The following is a 23071-nucleotide window of genomic DNA, read 5'->3' on the forward strand; positions in this document are numbered from 1 at the left end:
GGACTACCCCCGCACCTGGAACGAATTTCTTGACTGGTTTGCCACCGAAGAGGCCTGCCAGGCGTTCCTGGAGAAGCTTCGGTGGCCCCAAGGCTTCGTCTGCCCGCGTTGCGGCAACGCTGGTGATGTGTACCGCGCCAGCCGCACCCGCCTGATGTGCCGCTCATGCCAGTACCAGGGCACGGTGACCTCTGGGACCATCTTTGACAAGACACGCACACCGCTGCGTGTATGGCTGGCTGCGGCGTGGTACCTGACCAATCAGAAGCAAGGCGTGAGTGCCCTGGGGCTGCAGCGCGTATTGGGCTTGGGGAGTTACCAGACGGCCTGGACCATGCTGCACCGGTTTCGACGTGCCATGGTCCGCCCGGGCCGGGACAAGCTCAAGGGGCTTGTCGAGGTGGATGAAACGTACCTGTCCATCACGGATCGCAAAAATCCCGCTACCCCTGCAGGGCGCAAGAGCAGAACCACCAAAGTGTTGATGGTCATGGCGGTGGAGATCGTGGAGCCCAAGGGGTTTGGACGCATCCGGTTACGCCGCATTGACCGAGACGCCGCCACCCACGTAATCCCCTTTGTGCAGGAGGTGGTCGAGCCCGGAGCCCAGGTACGCACTGATGGTTCGGCGGCATACCGCGCTCTGGGAGAACTGGGTTACACCCACCAGCGCACCGTCATGCTCGGCTCAGGCGTACCTGCCCATGTCTCCATGGCGGGAGTGCACCGGGTCGCCTCGCTGGTACAGCGCTGGGTGCTCGGAACGCATCACGGCTCTGTACAGCCAGACCACCTGGATGCCTATCTCGATGAATTCGTGTTCCGCTTCAACCGGCGCACATCCAGCTCACGCGGGATGCTGTTTTACCGCTTGCTGCAGCAAGCGGTGGTTACGCCGCCAGTGACGTATGGGGATGTCGTGAGCAAGAACACCGGGGAGAGCCAATCGGATACCATTGCTGGATGAAATCACAGTATCAATGGGGCTACTGGAGCTAAATAGATACCCCTTATGAATATACAGCTTTCTTCGGAAAAGTACATGTCAGAAAGAACCCTAGGGAAGGGTTTGTGGAGAGCGGTTGTGTTCGTTGATTGTTTTCAATACTGGAATAGTTAGTTTGCGACTGGATGGTTTTTCTCTGAACACCATCGGCGTACAGTTCAACCCATCGATGAGCCGAACCCGCAAGGCGACTCACCGAACCCGGTTCAGGAATGGTTTTTGACCCGGCTTTTTTGAGACGCTTTTTAACTTTCAAGGATTTTCATCATGAACAAGACCGCCCGTTTCCTCTCCGTCGCCGCTGTTGCCGCTTTCGCCGCTTTTGGCGCCCATGCTGACGAGGCCGATGGCTCGCAATTTGCCCTGAAGTTCGACACGAGCCGCACCCGTGCTGAAGTGGCTGCCGAGGCTGCTACGGTCGCCCAGACTCGCAGCATCGAGCCAGCAGGTTCGCGTGTTGTGACTTACAAGTCCACCGCTGACCGCGCCGCTGTGCGTGCCCAGGCTGCCGAAGCTCTGCGTACTGGCCAGATCCCTTCGGGCGAATTCAGCGCCATGTAATTGGCAGACCAACTGCTTGAGTTGGATTGAAGCAGTTGCGGGACTTCCCATGGTGGTGGCACTTTGCGTTTGCGGGTGCTGCTGCCATGGGGAGTGTTAACTGAACCGCAGGGGCGGGCAGGCAGAAAGGGCTCCCTTTGGGAGCCCTTTCTGTTTGTGGATCCCATCTCTGCAAGCAGCTGTAAAACCCTGCGAGATCCGAGTATTCAGACTCGAAGCGAGAGGCGAACGGTGCTCCAATCGGGCTCCGTTTTATTCGACCCGAATGCTCCTTCTGTGAATCGTTTGTTCTCTTGGCCAGGCCGTGTGCACCTGGCGGCTGTGCTGGCACTGACGCTGGCTGGCGTTGCTCTCCCGAATCTTTCCTGGGCGCGGTTTCCGCAGTTCGACAGTGCGGCTCTACTCACGCCCGAGCCCACCTCTTTTGCCCAGTGCCCGCAGTTCTTTGCGAACGGCACGCCACCCGCCATCACACCCCGGCCTCAGCTGCGCGAGCTTTGCTATGAGGCCTTTGCGGTGCTGCACTCCGGGACGACCAAGACGCCAGTGTTTGTGGCCCAACGCCTGAACCGCCAGATGCTGGAAGGGGCCAACGAGAAACGGGCCAAGCGATTCTTTGCGGATGCGCGCTTGCCCAGTGGGGAGCGGGCAGAGCTAGAGGACTATAAAAACTCGGGCTACAGTCGTGGGCACATGGCGGCGGCAGCGGATATGGCAACGCCGACTGCGATGGTGCAGAGCTTTAGCCTCGCGAATATGGTTCCGCAGAATGCCCAACACAACGGTGGCGCGTGGAACAAGATCGAGCAGGACACGCGGCGCTATGTGAAGCGGGCCAAGGGCGATGTGTTTGTGATCACAGGGCCGGTGTTCACGGATGCGGGGCCACGTATTGGCGCCAATGGGGTGAAGGTGCCGACCTATCTGTACAAGCTGGTCTATGACGCCACCACGCAAAGAGCCTGGGCGCATTGGCAAGAAAACCGGGAGGGGGAGACTGTTAGTCAGCCGATCAGTTATCAGGAGTTGGTGAAGCGCACGGGAGTGGAGTTTTTGCCAAGAAGTGCACTGCAGCATTGAGCGGCAGCAAGGACCGTGTCAGCGGCGGCGGTATAAATCGAGCCTTTCCAACCTCTACACAGTGAATACTCATGAACCGCGCAGAACTCGTTGAAATCCTGGCTTCCAAGAATGATCTGTCCAAGACCGCCGCCAATGCGGTGCTGGAAACTCTGATCGACACCATCCAGGCAGCCGTGAAGAAAGGCGATGCCGTGCAGTTGGTGGGCTTCGGTACCTTCAAGTCGGCAAAGCGTGCAGCACGCACGGGCAAAAACCCATCGACCGGTGCGGCCCTGAAGATCCCAGCGAGCACGGTACCGAAGTTTGTGGCGGGTGCGAAGTTCAAGGCAGTTGTCGATCCCAAGGCTGCCAAGCGCAAGGCGGACAAGGCTGGGAAGTAAGCACAGCGCTTTCGGTCACAACCGAAGCAAACCGCCATGGGTTCAAGCCTCTGGCGGTTTTGTTTTTTGGGGGGCAAAGAAGGAGTGCGACACCGGCTGTGCGTCAGCCACCTAAGTGCGGGATAAGGCGTCAAAGTTAACATCGGGCCTATGAATACGTTTTCCAATGCCTTTCGCGCCGAAGTTGTTCGCATGGCGCGCAAGGAACTCAAGCCTGAACTGCAGGGCATGCGCAAGGCGATCACCAGCCACCGTTCGGAGATTGCCGCTCTGAAGCGTGAGGTCAAGGCGCTGACCTCCCAGCTCAAAGCCACTCAACGGCAGGTCAAAGTATCGGAGGTGCCCAGAGCCAAGGTCGTGGCAGAAGAGACCACGCCCAAGAGGTCAAGGCAGATCCAGTTCAATGCGCAGGCGCTGGTTGAGAAACGTGCTGCACTCGGCCTCACTCAGAAACAGATGGCCCAGCTGCTGGGTGCATCCTCTCTGTCTGTCAACAAGTGGGAGGCGGGCCATGTCCATCCACGGGCAGCGCAGTTGGAGCGTATTGCTAAAGTGCTCAAACTGGGCAAGCGCAAGGCGCTGGCGTTGCTCAATCCTCAGTGAGCGTGGGGACCATGATCTCAGTGGCCTCGGTGGATTTGCTGGCCTTGCCGTCTGGTCAATGCACCAGAGACGGTACTCAAGCAACGCCACCATGTTTGATCGCGTTAAGGATCTGGCGGACCTTTAAGTTGCCGGCTTCACTGCTGGCGTACTCCTTTGGGCTCTTGCCGTCGAGCAGGTCATGCGGCTTTGTCATCCAAGAGTGGCCCTTGCTGCCGAACACTTCGGCAGCGCGTAAGAACAAGTCGCCCGTGTCGGCAGCGACGATGGCCAGCTCACTGTTTTGATCTTCTAACCAGCTTGCCCGGTCATAGACATAGCCCGGAAAATCACGATCCAGTGTGGCCTGACGAAGGATCAGTCTGCGCGCTAGGCGCGCCACCTCGGCCAGCTCCTGTTCACTCCTCACTTCCAGGGGTGCCACCAGACTCACTCCCATGGCCCAGGTCAGGCGATTCCACCGCCACGAGGGGCGCACATCGAAGTCAATGCCTTCCTTTCTGAGCCGCACCTCAATCTGAGAGATTTTGTCGTAGTGCTGTCTCTGGGCCTCGGAAGGTCCACGACTGGTGTAACCCATCAGCTTCCTGCGTTGGCCTGACTTACCGACCTGCTTGAAATTCTTGGTGCCCCCCTCGAAGAGCCAGTTATCCCGAGGGCCTTCGCCAGCCTCTTCCCAGGCCAAGGATTCGATGTGGGTTGTGTAGAGATCCCGAGGATGACGCCACCACACGATGACGCGCCGTCCATTGAGAATGAACCCCACATCGTCCCAGTACGACAGGCTCTCTGGTGTCATGTCCCAGTAGGCGTGCGGAATAAACAGCCCTCCGTTCGACAGGCGCCACTGGTGCCTGCGGTGGTAGTCGCGCATGCGTCGTCCCAGCGATTCGTAATGGGGATTCTTCATGGGTGTCTGTCGTTGGAGTGAGCGAAGAGCTGCTCCCACTATGACACTGAAACGACCTGATGCTCAACACAAAATCACTGGACGTCGGACGTCCTGCACACAGAAGCGCATAGGCACTGTGGAACACCGCTCAGTGGCATTTGATTTGCACTTTGATATCACCACAAACCAATTCAACGACGACCCAGGACCCCTCATGAAGGAAAGCGCTGACACATCATCTTGAGAACGTTCGAGCATTGATTTTCGGCCAGCCACTTTCAAGCAACGCAAGCCGCGTACATCGCCTTCAGTAGCAGCGCTGGTGCGCTTGCACAGGGCTGCTCTATGCACTTGGCAGTTGGGCCGTCTGCACATGCCCGAAATCCTTCGCCCTGCAGATGACAATCTGTTACCGTGATGCACTCTTTTGGGTCAGCGCAGATGCGTCTTTGAATTGCGAGGGAACGGGATGGCGGAGAAAAATATGGCGAGTAGTGGCGTCATTGCGGTCATATCCGCTTTTGTTCTTTGTGTCATCTTCCCTCGTAGCACTTGGGGCTACATAATTTTCATCGTAGGTGGTATCTGGGCCTATCGCGCACTGTTTTCCAGTGCGCAAAAAAATCCAAAATTTGATCCACCTCCCCGAGCGAAAACGGTCGCAACGACGAAGGAGTTGGAGGTTCCCGCCAGGGGTAAGCCGCAAGTCGCAGCGGTTCAAGCGTCACAGGTGAGCCCTCCGCCCGCCGCAGTTGTGGCGACCTCAAGGTTTGTCCCAGACGACCACCCTGTATCAGCGGCTGATAAGGCGCCAACTTCGATGGCAGTAGCACCCTCGTTCTCATCTCCCACGGCCTCAACTCTCCCACGGCGATTCGTGGACGATGAAACTCCAGTGCCCGTGGCCACGAAAGAGCCTCCAAAGCAAGATAGCTACGCGATACCTCCTGCCCCGGCGCATCTACAAGCCCATACCGGGCCAGGGCGTTGGATCGCCCCTGGTGAAAGCGTCGTTGTCGCCGGTAGTCTCATCAATGGCGGGATGATCTATGTCGGTAAGGAGCTAAAGGCTCACTCGGGCTCGACGGATCCTTGTCTCATCAACCCTATCTTGCAGGTTGCACCGGAAGCCAATGTGGGCGCGCGTGAGTTCGGTTATTGGCCCTCATATTCCGAGATCACGCCTCGTGCTCGCAGGGCGTATCTGAGCTGGCTGGCGGGCGGGCGACGCGACCCCGAAGCAGACATCGGATACGTGTTCCTCTTCTTCTATGGCCTGGAACGCAGGGCTATCGTGGATGGCCTAAAGGACGAGCAGGCGCAGCGTGATCGGCCAGCGATAGCCCAGGAGCTCCGGAGGCTGCTGGTCATCTACGGGGAAAAGTCGTTCTCTTTCAAGCGCTACGCCAGCGAGCTACTCAGTTGGCTGGAGGTGTCGCATTACTCCAAGACTCTGTACAACGAACCCGTCCCGTCATTCCCGACGACCTTTGAGGTCCCCCTCTATATTCGCCTTGCGCTTGGCCTCGCCGCAGTGGGTGGAGTGCCCGTGCCGCCACATCTCGCGTTGGCATGGGCACGCCTGGATCCGGCCAGCTATTTGCGAACTTCCGCCACCAGGTGCGCAGCGCAGTTCGACCAGCTCTTCCAGCAGCGATACATCGAAACCTTCAACTCAGGCATTGTTCTTCCCCGCAACAAGACCAAGCTGAAGCTGGTGTACCAGCCCGCATCTGCGGGTTTCAGGGGGGTGAACGAAATCAAACTGACCTTCGGTGACACGCCCGATGTGACGGTACTGACAGCTCCTCAGAAGCAGCTGAAAAAAATCGTAGACGCGGTCACTGATCAGTTGGATCCCTACAGTCGATACCTTGGCCGCAATCCAGATAGCCCCAATGCGCTGGAAGGTCTTCTGCTGCTTCCGCCAACGGTTTGGCCTGGTGCGGCGCAGGAGGCCTTAAAGGCCCTGCAAGGCAGAGTCGCGGAAGGCTTCGTTGTCATGAAGCTTCAGGAACTGCTTGATCTTTTTCAGGCAAAGACCGCCTTAAACAAAGAGCGCGCCGTGACGCTGGCCAAGACCTTGGAGACCGTTCGCATTGGCATGGAACCCGATGTTCTGGGCGGAGCACGAACACCAAAAGGCGATGACCACGTTGTGCTGTACGCGGCCGCAGAGTCGAAAGGGGCATCGGTTCGAACGGCTGCCTATCAGGCTGCGACACTTACGCTCCAGTTAGCGTCCGCCGTTGCCGGGGCCGACGGAGAGTTCAGTGAGCATGAGATGGCCCACCTGAGTGTGCAAGTTCAATCTTGGTCGCATCTGACTGTTGGCGAGTCAGCCAGGTTGTTGGCACATCTACGCCTGTTGGCAGTAGAACCCGTCTCGCTCACTTCCTTGAAGAAAAAGCTGGATCCGCTGGACGCGAAGTCCAAGGAGACGATCGCTACCTTCATGGCAACCGTTGCCCAGGCCGATGGTATGGTGACGCCAGCAGAAGTGAAGATGCTGGAGAAGGTCTACAAAGCGCTGGGACTGGATACCAAGAAGGTTTTCGCCGACGTGCATGCTGTTGCGGCCGGAACAAGCCCTCAGCCAAGCATCTCTGCGCAGCCTGTGGCTAAAGGGTTTCAGCTGGACACAGCGAAGATTGCTGCACTGCAAAAGGATTCCGAGCGCGTGTCAGCATTGCTGGCCGATATCTTCAAAGAAGAATCGCAGCAGCCGACCGTACCGGCAGCGAATCCCGAGATACCACCTCGGGAAACAGAAACGCCAGCGACGACTGGTTTACTGGGTCTGGACGAAGCGCATTCGGCGTTTGCTCGAATGCTGTTGTCGCGGCCACAATGGTCGCGCGAAGAGCTCCTGGATGTCTCCTCAGACTTGGACCTGATGTTGGATGGTGCTTTGGAGCACATTAACGAAGTGTCGTTTGACACCCATGACATACCGTTCACTGAGGGCGATGACCCTATCGACGTGAACCCTGAAATTCTGGAGAAGCTGGAAGCATGAACGCACCCATTCGGCCCAAAGAGCGCGACGCAGTTGTTCAATCCCTGCGTGCAGGTGTAGTCCCTCGGACAGGACAGCACCTCATCCAGGTCGGGCGCATCCGTGAGATTGAGACCTTGGTGAGCGACATGGTCCGTGTGGCTGATGGTGGCTCTTCGTTTCGCCTGGTCATCGGAGAGTATGGCGCCGGTAAGACGTTTTTCCTGAATCTGGTCCGCTCTATCGCGATGGAGAAGAAGCTGGTCGTAGCCAGCGCCGATCTGAATCCTGACCGCCGACTGCATGCGAGTGGTGGGCAGGCCCGATCTCTCTATGCTGAGTTGATGCGCAACCTGGCAACTCGGACCAAGCCTGAGGGTGGAGCTCTGGGAGGCATCGTCGAGAAATTCATTGCAACAGCCAAGGCTGAGGCCAAGGAGGGGGGCAGGTCGACCGAGGATGTCATTCGCCAAAAACTGGAGCACCTGACGGAGCTGGTCAATGGGTATGACTTTGCAGATGTCATCGCGGCCTACTATCGCGGCTTCGAAGAAGGCAATGAGCAACTGAAGTCTGACGCTGTGCGCTGGCTGCGTGGTGAGTTCACGACCAAGACCGATGCGAAAGCAGCCCTTGGCGTGCGTACCTATGTGGACGACGCCGCAGTCTATGACCAGCTCAAGTTGATGGCCAGGTTCGTGCGGCTTGCGGGTTTCAGCGGGTTGCTGGTCAGCCTTGATGAACTGGTCAATCTCTACAAACTCGCCAATGCGCAGGCGCGTAACTCCAACTACGAACAGATCTTGCGTATCCTGAATGACTCGCTGCAAGGTTCGGCTGTTGGACTGGGCTTCACGCTCGGTGGGACACCTGAGTTTCTTCTCGACACGCGGCGCGGGCTCTACAGCTACCCCGCTCTTCAAAGCCGCCTGGCTCAGAACACGTTCGCCAGCAGTGAACTCGTCGACTTCAGTGGCCCGACGGTGCGGCTTTCGAGCCTGACCCCTGAGGATTTCTACGTGCTTCTCCAGAAACTGCGCCATGTCTATGCCGGAGGGGATGTGACGAAGTACCTGTTGCCAGACCAAGGCATCGCGAGCTTCATGGAGCACTGCTCCAAACGCATCGGTGAAACCTACTTCCGGACGCCTCGCACCACCATTACTTCCTTCATCAACCTTCTTGCGGTCTTGGAGCAGAACCCTGGCACTGAATGGCAAACGCTGCTTGGCGGCCTGGAGGTTGCAGCGGATACAGGCGCAACAGGAGACCTGGCTGTGGAAGTCGAGGACGGCGACGAGTTTGCTTCTTTCAAGCTCTGACCGCTGCGCGTTGCATGTCCGGGGCGAGTTCGTCTTTTCACCTTCTTGATGAGCGCATTCAACGTTTCATTTGGGCGGAGGGCTGGGAGTCGCTGCGGGACGCCCAGGAGCAATCCATTCCATTGCTCATCAATGCCGATCGCGATGTCATCGTGGCAGCCGCGACGGCAGCAGGCAAAACCGAGGCGGCGTTTCTGCCAGCGCTCACGCATCTATTGCAGAGCGATGAGCCTCGGCTCATCGTCTACATCAGCCCGCTGAAGGCCCTCATCAACGACCAATTTGGTCGACTCGACAAGCTCTGCGAGCAGCTGGATATCCCCGTGTGGCCTTGGCATGGCGATATTGGTGCGACGTCCAAGACCAAGTTCTTGAAGCAGCGGCACGGAGTCCTGCTCATCACTCCAGAGTCCCTCGAGGCATTGCTGTGCAATCGAGGGACATCTATTGCGGCGGTGTTTCAGATGACCGCATTCTTTGTGGTCGATGAGCTGCATGCGTTTATCGGGTCTGAGCGGGGGAAGCAGCTTCAGTCCTTGATGCACCGCATCGAAAATGTCTTGCGCCGCAAGATACCTAGAGTGGGCCTCTCGGCCACCCTGGGCGATATGGGACTTGCCGCTGAATTTCTTCGGCCGGGACATGGAGCTGGCGTCAGCATGGTCGTTTCCGCCTCCACTGGAAGTGAGCTTAAGATCCTCGTAAAGGGATACGAGGAGCCTTTGGTTGTGCGGCAGGGGAGTGAAGAAGAGGCTCCAGAGCCTGCCACGCCCGCACTCATCGCGGCGCACATGTACAAGGCGCTGCGAAGCTCCAACAACCTGGTGTTCCCAAACTCCCGGCGTGAGGTCGAGCGCTACACCAATCTGCTGAACGGCCTTTGCGAGCGCAACAAAGTGCCTCAGGAGTTTTGGCCGCACCACGGTAGCCTATCCAAGGAGATCCGAGCAGAGACCGAGGCCGCCCTCAAGCAGAAGGAAGTGCCTGCCACTGCCATCTGCACCAATACCCTGGAGCTGGGCATCGACATCGGAGCGGTCAAGAGCGTTGTGCAGATTGGACCGCCGCCCTCAGTCGCCAGTTTGCGTCAACGACTGGGGCGGTCTGGCCGGCGAAAAGGTGAACCCGCCATTCTGAGAGGCTACTGTATCGAGGACGCGATTGATGTGCACTCGGGCTTTGGCACGAGATTGCGCTTGGGACTGGTGCAGACCGTCGCCATGATCTCTCTCTTGCTTGAAGGCTGGTTTGAGCCGCCTGTTACGCATGGCGCCCATCTCTCCACGCTGGTGCAGCAGATGCTTTCCGCCATAGCCCAGAACGGTGGCGCCACGATTGGTCAGTTGTATGCGCTGCTGTGCGCCACGGGAACACCATTCGAGGGAACGACCAAAGAAGACTTCATGTCGCTAGTACGTCATCTGGGAACAAAAGAGCTTTTGGTTCAGGACTCATCTGGGTTGCTGCTACACGGCCCTCTCGGTGAGAAGTTCGTCAACCACTACACCTTCTATGCGGCTTTTGCTTCGGACGATGAGTTTCGATTGGTCGCCGGGACCCGGACTCTTGGCACGCTGCCGGTTTCTCAGATGCTGTCCATAGGGCAGCGGATCCTCTTCGCAGGCAAGACCTGGATTGTGGAAATTGTGGATGAGTCGCAGAAGGTCATTTTTGTGAAACGTGCAAGCGGCGGTGCACCACCTTTGTTTTCAGGAGGCTCTGGTCGGGTTCACACGAAGGTGAGGCTGCGGATGCGAGAGCTGCTGGACTCGACAGATAAAGTCGTTTTCGTCGACGAAGTCGCCCAACGGTTCCTGGAGGAAGCTCGCTTCAACTTCCAGTCACTGAATTTGGCATCAGAGCGCTTGCTTGACCAAGGGCATGAACTGTTTGTTGTCACATGGCTTGGTGATGCCGCCAACGAGGCACTGGCTTGCTTCATGAACCAGCGAGGCTTTTCTGCAGCGCCCTCTGGCCCTGGCGTTGAGGTGGTGAAAGGCAGCCACACCATTGACAACATACTTGATGCACTCCTCGACGCAGCGCTCGTTGAGCAGCCATCGGCGAGCGAGTTGCTTGAAGGTGCAAGAAATCTCGAAAGAGAGAAGTGGGACTGGGCACTACCTCCGGAACTCCTCAAGAAAGCCTACGCGAGTCTCAACCTAGACATTCAGGCAGCCAAGACATGGGTGACCTCAAATTTCTCAGGAGATTGAGTGTCTTAATAGTTAGCTCGCCCCCGAAATTGAGAGGGTACGACGTCCGGTTTGCAGCAGGGGCCGTTGCTCGGAACCTACAGGGGATAGTGCTGCAGCCGACGAATCGCGTGGGCTACATTGAGAGACTTGCTCAAATAGACTGAAGCTCTCCCGCCCTATCTTGAAACTAATGTCGCTCCAAAAAGAAAACCGCCTCCCGCGCCAAAGCTTTCACAGCCCAGATGTTGCCGATGCGGCAATGAAAGCGGCTCTTTCCGTGCTGCCTCTGCATGCGGAAGAAGGCGGACGACGAGAGATTGTTGCCGAGTGCGAGTTGGTGAGGAAAATTACTGAGCAAGGCATTCCGAATGATGTGGCATCCGCATTGACTTATACCTTGCGCCGACAATTCGAAGCGCTGGCGCTGCTAGATCCAGTGGAGCTGCAAAAGGGGCATTGGACTTTTGTCTCTTTCCCTGCTTCTTTGTTTGGCCGTTCATTGCTCACCACTTTGGCAACGCCCGGTCAAACTTTGCTGCCGTCCGACTATTGGGAGCAAGGTGATCATCGCCCCGATGACGTCAAGGAGGAGCAGCGGGTGCTTCTGCACAGAATCGAAACCGAACGCGCCCGGCGTAACCCTGAAGCGCATCCTATCCGCGTCGTCCATGTCGCATGGGCGCTCATTCGCTGGGGTAACAAGTTCCTGCTGCATCGCCGGGAAGATAAAAGCAGACCGGGTGAAAAGGGCTACGGCATGGTGGGCGGCCGCTTCAACCTGAGCGATCTGCCGCCCGCCATCCAGTCACAGACGGAAATTCTTCAAGAGACTTTCAAACTGGACTCCACAGTCGTCGCTCAGCACATCACCACTACCTTGGAGCGGGAGCTGGAAGAAGAAACGGGAATGTTCAAGGACAAGCACTACTCCAGCAAGCCCTTCGGGCAACCACTGCCGACCTACAAGGCAGTCAACGGCGCGGGCAACCGGCACGCTTACAGCGCCTACAAATTTCATCTCTTTCAAATCAAACTCACTTCAGCAGGCGAAACACATTTGCTTTCCAGAATAGCTGAGCACGAACGGCTGACATGGTTTACCGCTGCCGAAATCGCGGCCCCGCAGCGCGCGGACGGCGCAGCCGCATACGTGGATGCATTGCATCAAGCGTGGGACAAAGACCTGGAAAAGAACCTCTCCACCGCGTCCGATTCAAAGGCTAGCAAGCCGGCTCTCGCGGGTGAGTCCATGATGCTGGACTTGCCGGGAACGACCGACGCGGCGTTTCAACTTGGCAAGCCGGGTAAGGAAAAATCTGTGTGCCCGATCAACCGGCTGGGAGAAGCCGAATGGCAACTACTCATGCTATTGGGATGGCACATGCGGGACTTCCAGGTGCGGCTAAACGACGACGCCGGAGTTCGCTTGCTGGGCAATGGCTGGATTGATGCGCCAGGCGTTGTGTTCCTCGCTCGCAGCCTGTACGAAAGAATCCAGCCCATCTTGCCCGGCCTAGTGGAAATTCGGGAGGATCGCTATGTGTCGATAAGCGTTGCGCCTGACGCCCTGCTTTTTTCTGCAGAACTTTTCCGTTACCAGATCCAGGGCAGCAGCACCACGGGCGGTGTGTTCGGGCTTGCGCGCCTTGAACTTGGAACGCCTTGGGGAAGACTGGAGGGAAATGCCTACGAGCGAAACATCAATGGGAACACCGTGGCCGTGCTGCGGGAACTCGAAAGAGGTGATGAACCTGCGGGGGACTGGGAAAGATCGTTGCGGGAACAGCTCGGTGGTGGAGTAAGGAGTGTTGGACTGCGTCGGCTGTGGAGTACCAAAGGTAACGTCACAAGCTTGGTTGAAGGGCTGAAAAGACTCTCCGGAACCTCGCTGCCTTGACGGTGCTCCGGTAGTTCTCCGCTAACGACGATGCCCGGACACCTAAAGTTCGACTCACCGAACGCATTCCCGCGTCGGCAACCAAGAAGAAAGGATCGACCATGATCGACAAAGCACTTCCCGCCGGACTGGCCGGCGAAAAACTCTCCCGTACCATCACCGGCACCAGCGAGGTCTCTGCCGGACGCTCGGCCATCGCTACTGGCTCTGGTGCTGGCCTCGGTTATCTTGTGGCATCCGGCGCTGCCATTGGCTTGGAGGCCGTTGGTCTCACGGCGGCGGCAACTGTGGCAGCTCCTGTGATAGCACCGGTGGCATTGCTGGCTGGCGGCATCGCGCTTGTGCGCAGTCTGTTTGACTGAGAGGCTGAGAGCGCGCGCCCATGTCGTGGCTAATGTTCACCGCTGCTATGCTGAACATCGTGATTTCTAAGAACATGCACTGAGGAATGGAGTCACTCCGGCAAGCGCAGTTCTTGCCGGAGTGATGCATTAAGAAGGGGTTGCAGATGAACGAAAACGATACCGTACTAAATGGCCGATACACGCTGACAGAGTGTGTGGTCGACATGCCCCAAATTCAGCCGTCCGCGCTTTGGGAAGCAGTCGACAATGATGGCAACACCTACACGCTGAAAATCACCCCCTACACTGGTACAAAGCCACCGCCCGAAATTCGCCGCTTGTGGGACAACGACCTGCGGGTGATGTATCGCCTCAGCAGCAGCGCAGGGGCCGACAGGCAACTTGTGGTCATGAAAGACGCTGGCATTGATGCCGACACGCGCGTGATGATCCTAGTCTATGAAGGATGGAAACACATCACCTTTGCCCAAATACTGAAGAACCGCGAGGCGACCGATTGGCTTTCCTTCAAGAGCCTGAAAGAACGTCACTCCCGAAGGGAGTTGTGGCGCGCCCTGATGCAACTGGCCAAGGGGCTGAAATCGCTCCATGACCAGAATTTGATACATCGCAATGTCACCCCAGAGGCAATATGGGGCCACCAAGGTGGAGGATCAGAGTCACTGCGCTTGAGCGGTTTTGATTGGAGTGCCCGCATCGGGCATGTAGCCAATATCCATGATCGTAGTTTGTGGGCCACGCCCCCAGAACTTCAGCAAGTGGGCTATTCATTTGCTTCCGACTGGTATGGCTTTGGAACTACAGTCGCCAGGTGTTTCCATAAAGTTGAGCATCTCAGCAGTCAAAATACTACCCTCGCAGAAGGCTTAATCTCGGCCATTTCCAGAGAAAATCCCTGCAACCTTGAGCCGCTGGAGAAAAATTTCATCAAGGCCATTACCGCTCCCAATCGTCTGGATCGCCTGCAAAGCGCCACGGACGTTCTGGAGGGGATCGAGAAAATCATCGAATCTCTCGATTTTGGCCAGTCAAGCAAAGGGGATGACCGCCGAGTTTTGTTGCATCTCGATCTCCAGAATCCAGAAACCACTGATTCGGCAAGAAGGGCGGGGTTTGTGGTCAATCCGGATGACCCTTTCGAAGGGTTTGATCTTGATTTGCCCGTGCATAGTGTCCGTCTGAAGGACTTTATCGTTGGCCAACTGCGTAACGCAACATTGGGTTGGAGCCGTGATGGTGCGTGGTTTGAATTAAAAGGCGGCAGTCTTTTCATTCGAGCCACTAAGTGGATGGACTGGAGTAGCAGGGAGCAATCTTGGAAAGCGGCGAAGGCCAACCTCAGCAACACATCGCGCTTGCCAGAGCCGGTGCCAGCCAATGGCTTTGACGATGTCCACATCGAGGTCGAGTTCATGCGCCATGAAGTCCACAAAAAAATTGCCCCCGGCTCAGGATTCATTTCATGGGATAGCTTCGCCCCCAAACAAGAAAATACCCAAGGATTGGGGCCGGATTCTGAGAACCTGCAGCAGTTTCTCCATGTATCCAACCAATTTGAAATTTTGCTCCGCGATGCCGAGTTGTTCAAATACAAGATTGTCCATTCGGCAGAGGATCTGAGTATCACGGAAATCACCATTGTCCCTGTTGATGAAAACCGCCCCTCGCGGCAATTTTTCAAGGCCGACAAGAAGATGGTTGATTTCATCCAGCAAGTATTGGAATCTGGTCAGCAGGACTGCGACAAGGTCTTGCTGACCGATTCGGACTCCTTGTTTCTCAAACGGGCCGGTGCTAGCGTAATCAGTGCGCCATTTGATGTGGATAGGGAGCAATGGACGGTCAAAGACAGTGACCAAGAGAAGGGAACCCTCACGCTGTTTCGGCAAAACGCGCAGGGTATTGCTCTGCCACCACATGAGGGGCATTTGCGCACACTCGGCCATTACGGTCAGATTCGACTGATCGAGCGGCGCAAAAAATCCATTGACCGCTTGTCTTCGCATGCCTTTTTGTTGCGAACACTCGCAACGCCGGGTTTTACCAGTATCGATGCCAGCGAAAGTGAATTTCCTTGGCCTCAGATCGAGGAAGGTGGAGCCGTCGATGAAAATAAACTCGCGTCCATCAAGGACATCCTCAGGATGCGCCCGAAATATGCGTTGCAAGGCCCGCCCGGCACAGGCAAAAGTACACTGGTCGCCCATCTTTTGCGGCAAATACTGGAAGACGATCCAATGGCGCAAATCCTGGTTACAGCCAAGGATCATGCCGCTGTGGATGTGCTGCTCGACAAAGTCATGCGGCAAGCATACGAAGGTTCCTCAAAGGAGCAACTTCCGCTAGTCGTTCGGTTGAATCGCCGTGACGGGAATGACCATGCCAAGGAGCAAGCTCAGGAATTGATGAAGACTGCACTTGATGCAATGAGCAAGAACACCCTGCAAGGCACGACTGCTTACGCGAAAGTACAGCGTGATTGGCGCACCCTTCTCCAGACATGGAGCAGTGATGGCCAGAGTGAACCTGCTCAAGTGCTGTCAAATGCGCTCGTTGATTTGGTGCGGCGCGGCGCAAGCATTACCTACTGCACCACCAGTTCCGGCGACCTTGAAGAATTGGCTAAGGGGGCACACTCGTTCGACTGGTCTATCGTCGAAGAGGCCGGCAAAACCCATGGATTTGACCTGGCGCTGCCGCTTCAGGCCGGGCACCGGTGGCTGCTACTTGGCGACCACAAACAGTTGCGCCCCTTTCTCTATGACGAGTTCGCGGCTTGTTTCAATCAACTCAGAGGAGAGGGTGGAACAGGAGGCGTGATCGGCATCCTTGATGAACTCGGTCAAAAACCGGGCAATGCTCGGCTCATTGACATCGAGTGGCTCAAGGAAAAACTTGATGCCGACGCGAACTGGGCCAAGTCATTTCCGAATTACGCACAACGCTGGCTCGCCAGCTTTGAAAGTATCTTTGAAGGGCGTAGGAAGCTCGGGGGCATTACTCAAAACCAGTCTATTGGCGCTTCGGCAGGCTTGCTGACAAAACAATATCGGATGCCGCCTGTGGTTGGCGACCTCAACTCTGCAGTTTTTTACAAGGGTGAGGTGAGTAATGCAACCGCTGACGCGGAAGGTGGCCCAGACGAAGGCCATCGCAATCCCTTTGTTGACCCAGTCTGGCTTGCTGGCAAATCCTTGGTCTGGGTGGACATTCCTTGGACTCTGGAATACAGGGAGATCAAGAAAACCGGCTATGCCAACCGTCGTGAGCGGGAAGTCATCCAGCACCTTCTGCAGAAGATGGCGATTGCGGATGCTCGGACAACTGGGCGGCCAAACACAGTGGCCATCCTTACTCCCTACAACATGCAGAAGATTGCCATCAATCGAGATGCAGCCATCACACCCCCTCCCGGCTGCCAATTCGGCAGCGCACAGAACCGCGAGATCGGTAAGAGCAAAGCCAAAGCGTATTCGGTGGATTCCTTTCAAGGCGACGAGGCGGACATCATCATTGTGAGCCTTGTGCGCAATAAACCCACGCAAGCACAAGAAACGGTGTCAGCGAGCGACATCGAGTTTATTGCCCGACCTGATCGCCTGAATGTGATGCTATCCAGGCCCAAACGCCTGCTGATCATCGTTGGCTGCTGGGATTTTCTCTCAGCCTGTGTGGCCCATGTTTCGTCTGCCATGGATGCTGACGGGAACTATAACGATCCCGAGTACGGGCCTTTCAAGAAAACACTTGAGGAACTCAATGCCATGTTCAAAGACGGTCGGGCTTCGAGAATCACCGCGCAAGAGGTATTGCAATGAGTACAGAATTACGCGTACCTCTGACCGAGATTCGTGTCAAGTTTCGAGCCGGGAGCCGTCGTCCCATCACGGAGCTGGACCGTTTGGTCATGCAGGCAATCGCCACTGGAGCAAACTCGGTCAGTGATCTTGCGCCTATTTTCCAACTTCCAGAACGATTGCTGGTCGAGTGTTTGATCGATTTGATGGATATGGCCTTGCTTGCGCTGGACATTGGCGGAAGCGGATTTCGTCTGACCGAGTTTGGGACCCGGAGCTTGGAACAACGCCTGACAACCTTCGGCGAGCGACTGGGCGATGCCGAGGAGTTGATTTTTCTCCGCGAGGATTTGACAGGCCGGATCGGCCCGAGACGCATTGTTTGGTACTCGCGTGAAAAAGGTGAGATGCCACCGGGAACGGCGCAGGGAAATATCTCGTTTGGAGAGATGGAGCGACTGCTTCTCCAGGAACTCAAGGCAAACAAAGACTATCAGGGCATGCATTTGCACTCGGTGGAATCCCTCATCCCGGTGCGTGATGGCATCAGTTTCAAGGTGACTGTGGACGAGGGGAGCATCTCCGGGCTGCCGAGGCAATGGGGGCATCTGCAGCCGCTACTCATTGCGGAAGCTAAAAAACGGGGGGTTAGATATGTGGGCGTGTCTAAGCACGATGAACTGATTGAGGACTTTGCATGGTGCGAAATCAATCTGCGCGAAAGTGACCTGCTACTTACAGCATCAAGCCATGAATCCGCGCTACATGATGCTATCAAGCAAGCCCACAGTCATCTGCTGATCGTGTCTGCTCATGTTTCGGAAAAGATGCTGAATACGCTCCAAGCCGACATCACGGCGGCGATGCGTCGCGGTGTGCGTGTGGATGTGCTTTGGGGTTTACCTTCCCTTGATGAGGGCGGCGAGCCTCACGCAAAAACGACCAAGAGTTGGTCGCAGGCTACACGCAAGTCTTCCAGCGGTTCGGGCGATAACCTGGCCGTCAATGCAGAACCTCTCAATTCGGATGGCAAGGTTTTGGTTTGGGACACGCAAGATGGTTCATACCAAGCTATCGTTGGCAGCTACAACTGGCTCTACGGACTGGGCGGCGCTGTTGCCGAGCGCCGTGGCTCAGAGGTCAGCGTCCGCATCTGCGATCCACGCCTGGTGGGGAGCATCTGCTCAACATTGGCAGGGTGGCTTGACGACAGCGGGCAGCAATCAAGCGGTATTCCACTACGCTGGCGTCAGATTGGTCTGCATCTGGCGCAGCAACAGCCACTCAGCTTTGAGCAAGACGCACCGGTAAGTAGGGCGCGCGTGATCTTTGATGAGGAGCACGCCCAAATGCTCCGCGAGGGGCTAATGAACGCTGATCAACGACTGCTGGTGACAAGCTACAAGATCAACCGTACTGCCACGGGAGACCCTAATGCCGGCGGCGGAAAATTGGAGTGGCTGGCCCGCAGAGAGCGGAACGATGGACTTCGGTTTGCTCTCGTATCCGGCAGAAAACCCAAAGGAGATAGCTGGACTTCGGAAGATCAAAAGCGGCTCGAAGATTTGGTCGGTGGCGTTGGCGGCTCTATGAGCCTCGGTGAAGGCATACATGCCCGTACTTTGATTTATGACGATCTGGTCATCGTATCAAGTTACAACTTCCTCTCCACGACACAGGACAAGCGACAAATCGGTGTAATGGTGCAAAGTAAAGCTACTGCGGACACGCTGTGGGATACATTCAAAGCGGCGCAGTTGCATTCTGGCAATAGTTCGAGTGACCCCAACCCTGCAACTTTGTTAGCAACTTGATCAATTCGCAGGTTCCAATCGAGCGACTGGTCTGGGGGCCAGAGCGGCCGCTTAAGTCTCTGCTCCGCGATTGGCCGGTCGAGAAACCTGCGAACGTTCAGGTGTCAAGTTCAGACGCCCGAGTACAGCTTGCAGTTGACTCCCAACTGTCCAGCATGCCTCCGCATCAAAGCAATCTTCCGGGATGCCTGGCCGGCCAATAGGCGCGGGCGTTGAAGCACCGAATCCCGCCTCGCTCCATCACCGCGCCGTCTTCCACACCCCCACCGATATCCGCTGGGCACGCGGAGGCAGAACGAACGCCGGCGGCGCGATCGCCTCAACACCAGCCTCCTGAGCCAGGCGATCCCAGCTGTCGTGAATCATCTGGTACGCATGGTCGAGAAAGTCATTGGCGATCCCGTAGTCCAGGCCGAACTGTTTGGCGGCTACGAGCAGGTTGTCTGCCGTCGCCCCCGCCTCGCCATTGCGCAACACCCCCATGGACAACGACTTCACATTCAGCACCTTGCCGCCATGGGGCGTATAGGGCGCAATGTCATAGGCTGGCGACAGCCGCCAACCCTTACCGGTTCGCAAGAAGCCATGGTTGCGCGGGTGATCATCACCATTGCCCACCAGGACGTTGAACGCCATCCGGCGCCACAACTCTGGAAAGTGCCCCTGCACGCCCCAGCGTCCCGCCTGGAGGGCGAGCGCCAAGTAGGTGCGGCCTGGTGCATCCCGGGTGGCAGCCGCAGCCCCCAGGACCGTCGCGGCGCTGGCAAAGTGATGCCTCAGGCAATGACCACTTTCATCCACCTGCCGATCAAACCGCCGGATCACGACCGCAGCACGCCCGCTTTGCTGCACCCACTCGACTTCCGCTGCCTCTATGCCCACCAGGCTGGCCAACTTCATGCACAGGAATTCCCGCAACGGTGATGTCGGATCGTCCTTGGGCCCGGGAAACTTGGCGATCCACCACTGGCCGTTGTGCATGACCGTGAACTTGGGTCGCTCACCCCCCAAGCCGGTGGATGGCAGATCCCGCAGACTGGCTGCCATCGGCGCATGGGTCTGAACAACGTCCAGATCCTTCATCACATCAAACATGTCTTGTGAAGGCGTCGGATGGAACGCGGCCTTGGCCGCGATGTCACCACACACCTGTACCGCACCGACGGCATCACCGGCGCAGAACTCCAGGGCATCCAGATCGCTGAGACTGTCCACATCCCTGCACCTTTGGAGCCAGTCCATGCCAAACCCCTCCGGCCTCGCATCCCGGAAAACATCGAACAGCCCTTGGTAGTCCGTCGCCTTGGCCACTCCCTTGAAGCGCAGAAGCTGACGTTGATCCAGGGAGATCCTGTTGCTGCTCTCGGTGTACCCGGCATCGTATTCAAAGGTTCCGACGGGATTGGCAGCAGTACCCCCGAGCGTGAATGTCCCGGCCCGCGTGGGCTCGGCCTCGCCAGGCAACCAGACCCACACGGGTTTGCTGCTCATGTTGAGCAGCCTTTCTCGCGCAGGCGCAATGCGATGGGCGGTATGCGGAGCTGGAAGGCGCGTTTCATGCGCGTTTCTCTATGGGAGTTGGCATGGAGGTGTGCCCACTATGACACTGAAGCCACCTGGCGCTCAACAAGAAATCGCAGGCCTTTGGCATCGGAACACAGGAACGTATGGGCGGCGTGGAAAGCCGCTCAGCGGGATTGAGTTTGCACCATGACATCGCTGCAAATCAAATCACCGATTACCTTCTCTATTGGCCGCAAACCCAGTGTTGACAAGGCTTTCGCGCTCCTGGATGATGAGCTGCATGTCCCGCCGCTTCACCTCCATATCCACGGTCTCGATAGTCGTACGCACGACCGTCGAGCGGTGCCTGGTACCCGGTTGAAGACCTAGTTCTCCGACTCCACCAGCCCGCAGTTCATCACCGCGGAGCCTGGCACCCCACCTTCAGGCCACCCCCACCGGGCTCCGCAATCAGGAGCCCGCCATGCCTTTCAGATCCCCGCCGTTGTCCCCGCATCCTGTTCCCAGCAGTTGGCGAGGGCAGTATGGACTTTGACAACGCTCTGGACCTCTTCCAGCGCACGCTCGCCACGGAGAGGGGTCGGCCCGATGTGCACGCGGCCATGCTGGCGTTGGCGCAGCCCGACACCATCGGCACAGCGAGCACACGCATCCAGCAGGCCCTGGCCCGTGACGAGCGGGTGTGGATGGCGGCCGACCTCCATCTGTGCCACGCCAATGTGATCCGGTACTGCAACCGGCCTTTCGCGAATGTCACGCAGATGAACGAGCACCTGGTCTCCCAGACCCAGAAGATCAGGGATGGCGAGTGGCTGGTGATCGTGGGCGACGTGGCCATGGGAGAGCACCAGCTGACCATGGAATGGATCCGGCGCATTCCGGGCCGCAAGGTCCTGGTGCTGGGCAACCACGATCTCACGCGCAGTGGGGAATGCCGGTACCTGTCAGAGCGAACCCTGGACGGACAGCGCCCGCTGTTTGATGCCGTGCTGCCCTTCCTGGCCTGGGAGGACGCGCTGGGGCAGAGCGTCTTTGTGAGCCACTACCCAGCGACTGTCGACCATAGCGCGGGCCGACTGCTGAACTACCACGGGCATCTGCATCGCGAGGTGCTTGAGCCCACCGAGACCACCCACTTCGTGAACGTGGGCTGGGATGTGACACAAGGACTGGTATGCCTCTGAACCCACAAACCGTCAAAAGACGATCCGAGCCCTCTGGACGGGCCTGCATCGATAGCCGCTACCGCTTTCCCTTGCCACCGGAGATGGGTTGGAAGGTAGGAAGCCGCGTGTATTTCTCGCGGATCGGACCTGGTAAGGGGTTCATGGTCAGCATCAAACCAGGGCCGCTATTGAACGGACGGTTGATCTCAAGTCGGATTCAGCGGGTCGGCTTTACGCCGTCTGCCAAGGTGCGCAAGAGGCCCCGCCGGAGTCGACCATGAATCCGCACAACTCTCCGATGGAGTCGCCATGAAACTGCTTGTGTACTCGGACCTGCATCTGGATCTGTACCCCCTGAAGCTGCAGCTGGACCCTGACTTCCTCAAGGCTATCGATGTGGTGGTGCTGGCCGGCGACATCACTGAAGGCACCAAGGGCCTGCCTTGGGCGCGCGAAACCTTCCCGGACAAGGTCATCATCTATGTGGACGGCAACCACGAGTTCTATGGGCAGAACTGGGACAAGCATGGTGATGTCATGCGCGAGTTGGCGCGGGAACGCGAGATCCACTACCTGGAGAACGATGCTGTCGTGATTGGGGGAGTGCGCTTTCTGGGCTGTGCGCTCTGGACGGACTTTGCGCTGCATGGTGCCGACACCAAGCTGGAAGCGATGAGCACGGCGCGCCAGCGCATGAACGACTACAAGCGGATCAAGATTTCTCCGCAGCCGGAGTTGTACTGGCAGCGCAAACACCGGTTGTTTCCGGCGATGGCAGCGCGTCGGCATCAAGAGAGTAGGCAATGGTTGGAGGAGCAGCTAATTCAGGGTGATCCACAGAACACGGTGGTGGTCACGCACCATGCGCCGCATCTGCAGTCGATCCCGGAAGGCTTTGCGACGCACCCATTGTCACCCTGCTATGCGAGTGACCTGGAAGCGCTGATGGGACGTGCCAGCAACTGGATCCATGGGCACATCCATGACAGCGTGGACTACCAGGTGCAGGGGACTCGAATCGTCTCCAACCCGCGGGGGTACAAGCTAAAGGGAGGGAAGATGCAGAACTCGGAGTTCAGGGTGGACTTCTCCATGGATGTTGCCCCTCCAATGGGGCCTGGGGCCTACCGCAACGCGGGGTCATTCTCTCAAGCTGGAGGGGCCGCGTAATGCCAATTTGGTTTCAAATCCGGAACGAACGACTTGCGCTGGCTGCGAAGGAAGAGCCGCAAGTGCAATTGACAATCTGGAGGATGGTTCGTGTAGAGACGGGAGCGCAGTTTCTGGTGACCGTGTTGCCACCGGCTCAGTGCGAACGACCTCGGCACTGAAGAGCTTACATACTCAACGGCTCAAGATGGCGGCGGCACTGGTGCATGCCCCGCAGGTAGTGATTCATGCGAAGCAAGATGAGTGAGGATGGACGCAATAGTTTTCGCGGCGATGGGAGTTCCGTTAGCGGCTT

16 protein-coding genes are annotated in these 23071 nt (G+C 57.4%); 14 read left to right on the forward strand and 2 right to left on the reverse strand.

The features are described from left to right. The 5 genes from Q0105_RS08440 to Q0105_RS08460 all read left to right on the forward strand — a co-directional run. On the forward strand, positions 1-967 hold a 967-nt coding region (locus Q0105_RS08440), incomplete at its 5' end, for an IS1595-like element ISCsp2 family transposase (protein ID WP_298210715.1). 306 nt (positions 968-1273) lie between these two features. Continuing rightward, entirely contained in the window at positions 1274-1567 is a 294-nt protein-coding gene (locus Q0105_RS08445; RefSeq protein ID WP_298210717.1) for a DUF4148 domain-containing protein, read from the forward strand. Between the two features lie 276 nt (positions 1568-1843). After that, positions 1844-2647 (forward strand): DNA/RNA non-specific endonuclease, encoded by an 804-nt coding sequence (locus Q0105_RS08450; protein ID WP_298210719.1) that lies wholly within the window; start codon positions 1844-1846, stop codon positions 2645-2647. Positions 2648-2718: 71 nt separating this feature from the next. After that, positions 2719-3030 (forward strand): HU family DNA-binding protein, encoded by a 312-nt coding sequence (locus Q0105_RS08455; RefSeq protein WP_298210721.1) that lies wholly within the window; start codon positions 2719-2721, stop codon positions 3028-3030. Between the two features lie 150 nt (positions 3031-3180). Next, positions 3181-3633: a helix-turn-helix domain-containing protein gene (locus Q0105_RS08460; protein WP_298210723.1), complete on the forward strand. Its 453-nt coding sequence runs from the start codon at positions 3181-3183 to the stop codon at positions 3631-3633. A 76-nt stretch (positions 3634-3709) separates the two neighbouring features. On the opposite strand, the gene Q0105_RS08465 is transcribed toward Q0105_RS08460, so the two are convergent. Then, positions 3710-4543 carry an MbcA/ParS/Xre antitoxin family protein gene (locus Q0105_RS08465; RefSeq protein WP_298210725.1) on the reverse strand — a complete coding sequence of 278 codons (834 nt, stop codon included), beginning with the start codon at positions 4541-4543 and terminating at the stop codon, positions 3710-3712. 973 nt (positions 4544-5516) lie between these two features. Here Q0105_RS08465 and Q0105_RS08470 point away from each other — a divergent pair. The 7 genes from Q0105_RS08470 to Q0105_RS08500 all read left to right on the forward strand — a co-directional run bounded on the left by Q0105_RS08470 (position 5517) and on the right by Q0105_RS08500 (position 18916). Then, positions 5517-7544 carry a TerB N-terminal domain-containing protein gene (locus tag Q0105_RS08470; RefSeq protein WP_298210842.1) on the forward strand — a complete coding sequence of 676 codons (2028 nt, stop codon included), beginning with the start codon at positions 5517-5519 and terminating at the stop codon, positions 7542-7544. Next, a complete protein-coding gene (locus Q0105_RS08475) occupies positions 7541-8845 on the forward strand; it encodes an ATP-binding protein (RefSeq protein ID WP_298210727.1) in 1305 nt (434 codons plus the stop codon). Before Q0105_RS08470 ends, Q0105_RS08475 begins: the two co-directional genes overlap by 4 nt. A gap of 14 nt (positions 8846-8859) precedes the next feature. Next, positions 8860-11061, forward strand: a complete 2202-nt coding sequence (locus Q0105_RS08480) for a DEAD/DEAH box helicase (RefSeq protein WP_298210729.1) — start codon at positions 8860-8862, stop codon at positions 11059-11061. Between the two features lie 172 nt (positions 11062-11233). Further along, positions 11234-12940 (forward strand): hypothetical protein, encoded by a 1707-nt coding sequence (locus tag Q0105_RS08485; protein ID WP_298210731.1) that lies wholly within the window; start codon positions 11234-11236, stop codon positions 12938-12940. A 101-nt stretch (positions 12941-13041) separates the two neighbouring features. Beyond that, positions 13042-13302, forward strand: a complete 261-nt coding sequence (locus Q0105_RS08490; RefSeq protein WP_298210733.1) for a hypothetical protein — start codon at positions 13042-13044, stop codon at positions 13300-13302. Between the two features lie 146 nt (positions 13303-13448). After that, the gene (locus Q0105_RS08495; protein WP_298210734.1) at positions 13449-17123 is read left to right on the forward strand and encodes an AAA domain-containing protein; all 3675 of its coding nucleotides are present in this window, start codon (positions 13449-13451) and stop codon (positions 17121-17123) included. Beyond that, entirely contained in the window at positions 17120-18916 is a 1797-nt protein-coding gene (locus Q0105_RS08500; RefSeq protein WP_298210736.1) for a hypothetical protein, read from the forward strand. The genes Q0105_RS08495 and Q0105_RS08500 overlap by 4 nt, the downstream gene beginning before the upstream one ends. Before the next feature lie 240 nt (positions 18917-19156). Here Q0105_RS08500 and Q0105_RS08505 read toward each other — a convergent pair whose 3' ends face one another. Continuing rightward, positions 19157-20407, reverse strand: a complete 1251-nt coding sequence (locus Q0105_RS08505) for a type II toxin-antitoxin system HipA family toxin (protein ID WP_298210738.1) — start codon at positions 20405-20407, stop codon at positions 19157-19159. Positions 20408-20964: 557 nt separating this feature from the next. Between Q0105_RS08505 and Q0105_RS08510 the strand changes: the two genes are divergently transcribed. Together Q0105_RS08510 and Q0105_RS08515 are read left to right on the forward strand one after the other, a co-directional pair. Continuing rightward, positions 20965-21624 (forward strand): metallophosphoesterase, encoded by a 660-nt coding sequence (locus tag Q0105_RS08510; protein ID WP_298210740.1) that lies wholly within the window; start codon positions 20965-20967, stop codon positions 21622-21624. A gap of 291 nt (positions 21625-21915) precedes the next feature. Continuing rightward, a complete protein-coding gene (locus tag Q0105_RS08515) occupies positions 21916-22776 on the forward strand; it encodes a metallophosphoesterase (protein ID WP_298210742.1) in 861 nt (286 codons plus the stop codon). Positions 22777-23071: the final 295 nt, after the last annotated feature.

This window comes from Acidovorax sp. (assembly GCF_027492855.1).
Lineage (GTDB): Bacteria > Pseudomonadota > Gammaproteobacteria > Burkholderiales > Burkholderiaceae_C > Acidovorax.